General features: G+C 60.4%; 8 protein-coding genes. 4 read left to right on the top strand and 4 right to left on the bottom strand.

Translation table 11 applies throughout. The features are described from left to right. Positions 1-122 precede the first annotated feature (122 nt). From F6X42_RS45015 to F6X42_RS41480, 3 genes are all read right to left on the bottom strand, one after another. Positions 123-482 carry a cation efflux transmembrane domain-containing protein gene (locus F6X42_RS45015; protein WP_246530531.1) on the bottom strand — a complete coding sequence of 120 codons (360 nt, stop codon included), beginning with the start codon at positions 480-482 and terminating at the stop codon, positions 123-125. A gap of 56 nt (positions 483-538) precedes the next feature. After that, positions 539-697 carry a cation efflux transmembrane domain-containing protein gene (locus F6X42_RS45010; protein WP_246530530.1) on the bottom strand — a complete coding sequence of 53 codons (159 nt, stop codon included), beginning with the start codon at positions 695-697 and terminating at the stop codon, positions 539-541. 122 nt (positions 698-819) lie between these two features. Further along, the gene (locus F6X42_RS41480; RefSeq protein ID WP_246530529.1) at positions 820-1,299 is read right to left on the bottom strand and encodes a MerR family transcriptional regulator; all 480 of its coding nucleotides are present in this window, start codon (positions 1,297-1,299) and stop codon (positions 820-822) included. Between the two features lie 408 nt (positions 1,300-1,707). Between F6X42_RS41480 and F6X42_RS41475 the strand changes: the two genes are divergently transcribed. Next, the gene (locus F6X42_RS41475) at positions 1,708-2,055 is read left to right on the top strand and encodes a hypothetical protein (protein WP_187639562.1); all 348 of its coding nucleotides are present in this window, start codon (positions 1,708-1,710) and stop codon (positions 2,053-2,055) included. Between the two features lie 406 nt (positions 2,056-2,461). Then, positions 2,462-3,175 (top strand): cytochrome c biogenesis CcdA family protein, encoded by a 714-nt coding sequence (locus F6X42_RS41470; RefSeq protein ID WP_187639561.1) that lies wholly within the window; start codon positions 2,462-2,464, stop codon positions 3,173-3,175. 28 nt (positions 3,176-3,203) lie between these two features. Here the strand turns inward: F6X42_RS41470 and F6X42_RS41465 are convergent, their stop codons facing one another. After that, a complete protein-coding gene (locus F6X42_RS41465; RefSeq protein WP_187639564.1) occupies positions 3,204-4,187 on the bottom strand; it encodes a bile acid:sodium symporter family protein in 984 nt (327 codons plus the stop codon). Positions 4,188-4,653: 466 nt separating this feature from the next. On the opposite strand from F6X42_RS41465, the gene F6X42_RS41460 reads away from it, so the two are divergent. Together F6X42_RS41460 and F6X42_RS41455 are read left to right on the top strand one after the other, a co-directional pair. Continuing rightward, positions 4,654-5,181 (top strand): DUF4142 domain-containing protein, encoded by a 528-nt coding sequence (locus tag F6X42_RS41460; protein ID WP_187639560.1) that lies wholly within the window; start codon positions 4,654-4,656, stop codon positions 5,179-5,181. 77 nt (positions 5,182-5,258) lie between these two features. Then, positions 5,259-5,516, top strand: a complete 258-nt coding sequence (locus tag F6X42_RS41455; protein WP_187639559.1) for a hypothetical protein — start codon at positions 5,259-5,261, stop codon at positions 5,514-5,516. Positions 5,517-5,762 lie beyond the last annotated feature (246 nt).

Here is a 5,762-nt window from a genome sequence, read left to right as displayed (position 1 = left end):
AAACAGACTCTCGGTGAACGTGTCGGTGCCGCGCATGATCTCCAGGGGGCGGGTGAGGTCCTTACATCAACGCTTTTGCTATCCGTCGCGATGACTTCAGCGCGAGGTATTTCCGCAGCCTGCTAGGCGGTCGTGGTTTTGCTTTCGTTTCGTGAGTCCCGCAAAATTTCCACGGCCTCACGCATCACATAGGCTCCAATGAGCAATCCCGCAACGAGGTCGGCCCAGCGAGACCCAGTGATTGCAACGATAGCGCCAGACACGCAAACGCCCAGGTTGGCAACGACGTCAGCTCGAGTGAAAAGATACGTGGCGCGAAGATGGACCTTCCCGGCACGGAATCGCGACAGCATCCGCAAGACAGTCACGTTGACCCCCAGCGACAGCAATGCAAAGACCATCATGATGCTGCCGACCGGCTCGGCACCGTGGAGCGCCCGTCTTCCAACGTCGAGAAGGATGCCTGCGCCGAGCAGGAGCAACAGGCTCCCACTCATTCGCGCGGAGCGGTACTTGAAAACCGGACTTCGCGTAACCGCTAGCAACCTATCGCGTAGGCGCTCGCGTCGGCCAGCATGTCAAGGGCGTCAGCCAGCATGTCAAGGGCGTCAGCCAGCAGTCCGCTGGATTGGGCCAAAACGCCCGCCGTCGTGCCGATGACAAACATCGCCAGATTCAATGCCAGCGCGATGCGCAACGTCTTCCGCTCTTCATCCGTCTTCGCCTGTGCCTGACTGCACGCACACCCCATTTAGTCCTCCGCCGCCACGGTACAAACTTGGTAATCGTAGCGCAAGAGGCCCTTGCCCTTGATGCACATCAAGGGAGGTTGCGGACCGGCTCAGCCGGTTGGGCAGCGTTGCTTAGTGTCTCGGCTAGTGAGCCGCAGCATTTTGACGTCGTCGAAGCAAGGTCTGCAAGGATCACGCAGTCGGTCGCCGGACCGCCGGCGCAGGCCGCATTGCAGTTCGTAACGAAAGCCGCGAGACTCTGTTCCAACGCCTGCAACTCGATCAGCTTCGCGCGGACGGCCCCAAGGTGTGATTGCGCAAGATCGCGGGCCTCGTTGCAATTTCGGTCGGCGCTTTCCGCCAGCGATATCAGCATGCGAATCTCCTCGATCGGAAAACCGAACTCCCGGCAGCGCCGAACGAACACGAGCCGCTGAAGGTCCATCGGCCCGTACACCCGGTGTCCGCCGGCTTTGCGGGCCGCCTTCGGCAATAAGCCGATTTCTTCGTAATAACGGATGGTCGGGACGGTGCAGCCCGATCGCTCGGCGATGTTGCCGATCGTCAATTCAGCATGATTCGACATTTTTCAGTTCCCACCCCTTGAACCTCAAGTTACTTGAGGGTTTATTGTAGAGCAATGTACAACTCTGAGGCTTCGAGAAAGCGCATGAGCAACGGAAAACTAACGATTGGCGCTGTGTTGATGGGCGTCGCCGCCGCTTGTCTCACCTGTTGTGCGTTTCCAGCGGCGTTCACATTCATCACCCTAGCGAGCTTGGTGGGGATTGGAACTGGCGTTCCAAGATGGTGGGTCGGCCTCGCGGCGATTGGCGGGGTTGCGATAGCCCGGGCGCCTCCTACTGCATCATCATCGAACAGCCGCGGCAAAGCGCTGCGCAGCCGCGGTGGACGGGTGCGGGTGTGGCACGTCGTAAGTCATCGTGCCAACGCGAGGCAAATGTTGGAGTACATCATGAATTCTCCTGAAACCCAGCCCATAGCGTGCCTTCTTGGCGCGAATGAGTTTGAAAAGCGGAGGCGCTGGATACGCGAGCTGACGAGTCGCCATCTGCGCGCGACAGAAAGGACGCCCCTTTCGCTACACCTGAGTTATGCACCCAAAGCCGCCCCCCAAGTGCGCGAGCTGGTCAGCAAGGAACAGTCATGCTGCGCCTTCCTGCGGTTCGAGCTGAATGAACAGGCCGACGCGATTCACCTTGTCATCACGGCCCCCGAGCGGGTTCGCGGGGCCGCCGATGCTCTGTTCGCGCCTTTCACCCGGGAGCCGGCATCGGGTCCCAACGTTCCCTCTACATCATGAAAGGCTGCAAGATGAAGCTGAACCGACGATCTTTTCTGGTAGGCGCCGTCCTGGCTGCAACACTTGGCTCAGTGCCCGCATGGGCAAGAACGCCCGCCGCATTCGACTCCAGTGCGTTCGCCGCGGATCAGGCGGCTGACAAACCGGTACTCGTGCACGTCGCAGCGGCGTGGTGCGAGACCTGACAGCAACAAAAACCTATCGTCTCGAAGCTGCTTGACCGGCCCGACTTCTCCGGACTGACGGCATTCGAAGTCAACTTCGACAGGCAGCGCGACATCCTGCAGTCTTTCAAGGTCCAGCATCAGAGCACGCTCATCGTCTTTAAAGGCAAGAAGGAAGTTGGTCGTTCGGTCGGAGTAACCGACCCCGCTGCAATCGAAGCCTTACTGCGTCGGGCACTTTGATGAGCCTAGGCTTCGCGTTGCTGGCCGGCGTGTTGTCGACGTTGTCGCCCTGTGTATTGCCACTGCTTCCGATGATGTTGGGAACCGCCGTCGCGGAACACCGACTGGGCCCCGCGGCGTTGGCCGCCGGATTGGCATTCTCGTTCGTCGCCGTTGGCCTATTTGTCGCTACGATCGGTTTCTCGCTTGGCCTTGATGTGGGTGTGTTCCGCTCTGTCGGCGCCGTCCTCCTGACGCTGATCGGCCTCGTTCTGCTGATGCCGCGGTTGCAGGCGCGGGTGGCAGTCGCGGCCGGCCCGCTCAGCAACTGGAGCTCTCACCGCTTCCGTGGCGCCCGGACAGGCGGCCTGAGCGGGCAATTCGGAGTGGGGCTGGTGCTCGGGGCTGTGTGGAGTCCGTGCGTGGGACCTACGCTCGGAGCGGCTTCGCTCCTCGCCGCGCAAGGCCAGGATCTGGGACAGGTCGCGCTGACGATGCTGATGTTTGGGTTGGGCGCTGCGTTGCCGCTGATGTTGCTGGGTGCGCTATCCCGCGAAGCCTTGATACGCTGGCGCCAGCGGCTGTTGACGGCCAGTAGCACCGGCAAGATGGTGCTCGGTGTCATGCTGGTCATGACCGGCGTCTCCATTTTCAGCGGGCTCGACAAAGCGCTGGAAGCCGCGTTGGTGAGCGCGTCGCCACGCTGGCTGACAGATATCACCACTCGCTTCTAGACCAGCGCCGAGCCCGCGTCGGCGGCGTTCACGGCATCTGCGATGAAGTAACGGACTTCCGCTCACCCAACTTCGGAACAACGCGCACGTAGACCAGCTCGCTTACCAGTTCGACAAGCGTCTGTGCCACGATGATCGCCGGCAACACCGGAACAGCACCGGGTACCGCAAAGGCGAGCGGTAACACCACCAGCGAGTTTCGAGTCGAAGCGCTGAACGCGACCGCCCGCCCGGCGGGAGTGTCGAGACGGAACATGCGGGCGACAAACCAACCGATCAACGGGGCGAGAATCGCAAAGGCGATATAGATCGGAACGACACGCCAGACCGAGTCGATCGCGGGCGCAAGCCGCGGCACCACCGACGCAATGACGACAAACAGAACCAAGGTTGTCGCCGGCACGGGCAATAGACCCAGAACGGTCGATACTCGTGCCCCGGCACGGCGCCGTGCCCCCCAGACTTGCACCGCGGCCGCAAGCAGCAGCGGAACGGCGATCAGCCACAAGAAAGCGTGAACGGACGGTCCGCGCTGGACCAGCACGGCTGCACTCTCTCCGAGAAGCAACTTGAGATAGGCCGGCAGCAGAAGCATTTGCAGGATCAATAGGGCGGGCGTCGCAGCCAGCAACAGACGGGCGTCGGCGCGGCCGAGATGGGAGAACATCACCACATAGTCGATGCACGGCGCGAGCAGAACTAGAAGCACGCCGAGCCGCACCATCGGATCAGCTGGCAGGAACTGGACGAGGCCCGCGACGAGAAGCGGCACGACGACGAAATTCGCTGCGAACAGGGCGGCAAGGAACCGGCCCCGTGAGAAGGCCTGCCCTAGATGCCCAAGCGGAACTTGCAGAAATGTTGCAAACAACATCAGCGCAAGTGCCGGATTAACACTAGTTTCAAGATTTGTCGTGCCGCGGACAAGCATGGCAGCGATGGCCGCCATCACAACAAAGCCGAAGTAGATACCGATTTGACGGTCTTCCAACGTTCCCCGCAGATTCTGAATGCCCACCCGCTCCCCTATCTGATTGTTTCGTCAAGTCTACCGGATATCCGCCGGACTGAACAAGGGACGAGGCATAGAACTCATCGCAGGGGAAGTGCTCTTCTACGTCTTTGCGCTAGGTTGATATGGACCGGAGGGTGATATGAGCGGCTGTAGTGACGTTGATCACGGATACTCAGGCACTCCGGAGCGAATGTCGCTTCAGGGTCGACTTCTGCCGGACACGGGCAGGTCGGCGGCGGACACGCTGCCGATTCAGGATGGGGCCGGGTTCGGGCCATCAAGAGTCGTTCGTCCTTCCTACGACCGCGACGTTCCAACGTCGGCTCTTGAGACAGGCCACTCGACCGCGCGTCTCGGGCGCAAAATGGGACCTTGGAAAGCAACGGCTACAACGGTACGGCAACCGGTCAATGCAGTACCGCAGCAGACGTGTCCGTTCAATGGTTCGAACCGGAGGCGAAAGATGATCCCGAGCCGCAAAGCCGCCGCGCTGGTGTTACTCGCTGCATTGTCGCTGCGCATGTATGACGTACACGCGCAACACACTGACCAGCAAATCGCCGCCATCCTCATGGTCGCGAATCGAGCCGAAATCGAGGCGGGCAACCTCGCGCTAAGCCGAAGCCAGAGAAGAAGCATCCAGAATTTCGCTGGAACAATGATTGCAGAACACAGGGACTTGTATCAATCAGCCGTCGAATTGACGCAGAGGCTGATGCTCTATCCCGAAAATAGTAGGATGAGCGAGGCGTTCCGGAACGAAGGGGATGACAACCTCGCCAGGTTGAATGCGGCCGATGAGTACGCGTTCGACGGAGACTACCTCTATCAAGAGATCACATATCACCAGCAATTGGTTCATGCGGTGGACAACACGCTGCTTCCCTCCGCGAAAAACGCGGAACTGAAGGCGCTGCTCGTCAGAGCGCGCGTGATTTTCATCTTGCATCTCGACTATGCGATTCGACTGCAATCGGCTCGGGTCTGGTAATCCCCAAGGGATTCGGGTGAACCAGCCTCGCTTGCGGGTGCACCTTCGTTGATGCCGACAATGCCGGCTTGGAGCTGATGTGCGACGCGCTCGATACTGCGCACGTCCCGATGCATTTCCGGCGGACACCAACGAATTTCACTGCGGAGCAAGTCATGCCGGCCCCGGACGACGCGGCCCGTGCGGCGCGCGGCTATGAAGCGCCGGTCGGCGAGGTCGAAACCCGCGAGTTCGACTGCATCCCTCACCAGGTTACACGCATTGATGAATCGGCAAAGGCGTCGTGCCGTCGATCGCGGCCGTGCAAGATCAATGAAAATATGCCAATCGCGTGAGACGGCACGCGGCCAGTTGCGGACGTTCGAGCACGCTCTCAGGTGGACCGAAGGTCGGCTTCGCTCAGGGTAACAGGCCTTCCCCGACGATCATGTTCGTCGCGTCGTCGGCCATAACCGGGCGGTTTCAAAGGTGAAGCGCAACAGCGGGTTAATGAACGGAAGCTGAAGTTATGGAAGCGGTTGCGAGCATACGTTCGAACACCTCGAATGGCGAATGAAATGCATGCGTAGCACGCGGTCGGC

Source organism: Paraburkholderia podalyriae, from assembly GCF_014397785.1.
In the GTDB taxonomy this organism is placed as follows: Bacteria; Pseudomonadota; Gammaproteobacteria; order Burkholderiales; family Burkholderiaceae; genus Paraburkholderia; species Paraburkholderia podalyriae.
The sequence above is the reverse complement of the archived record's forward strand: the minus strand, read 5'-3'. Positions and strand labels throughout refer to the sequence as shown.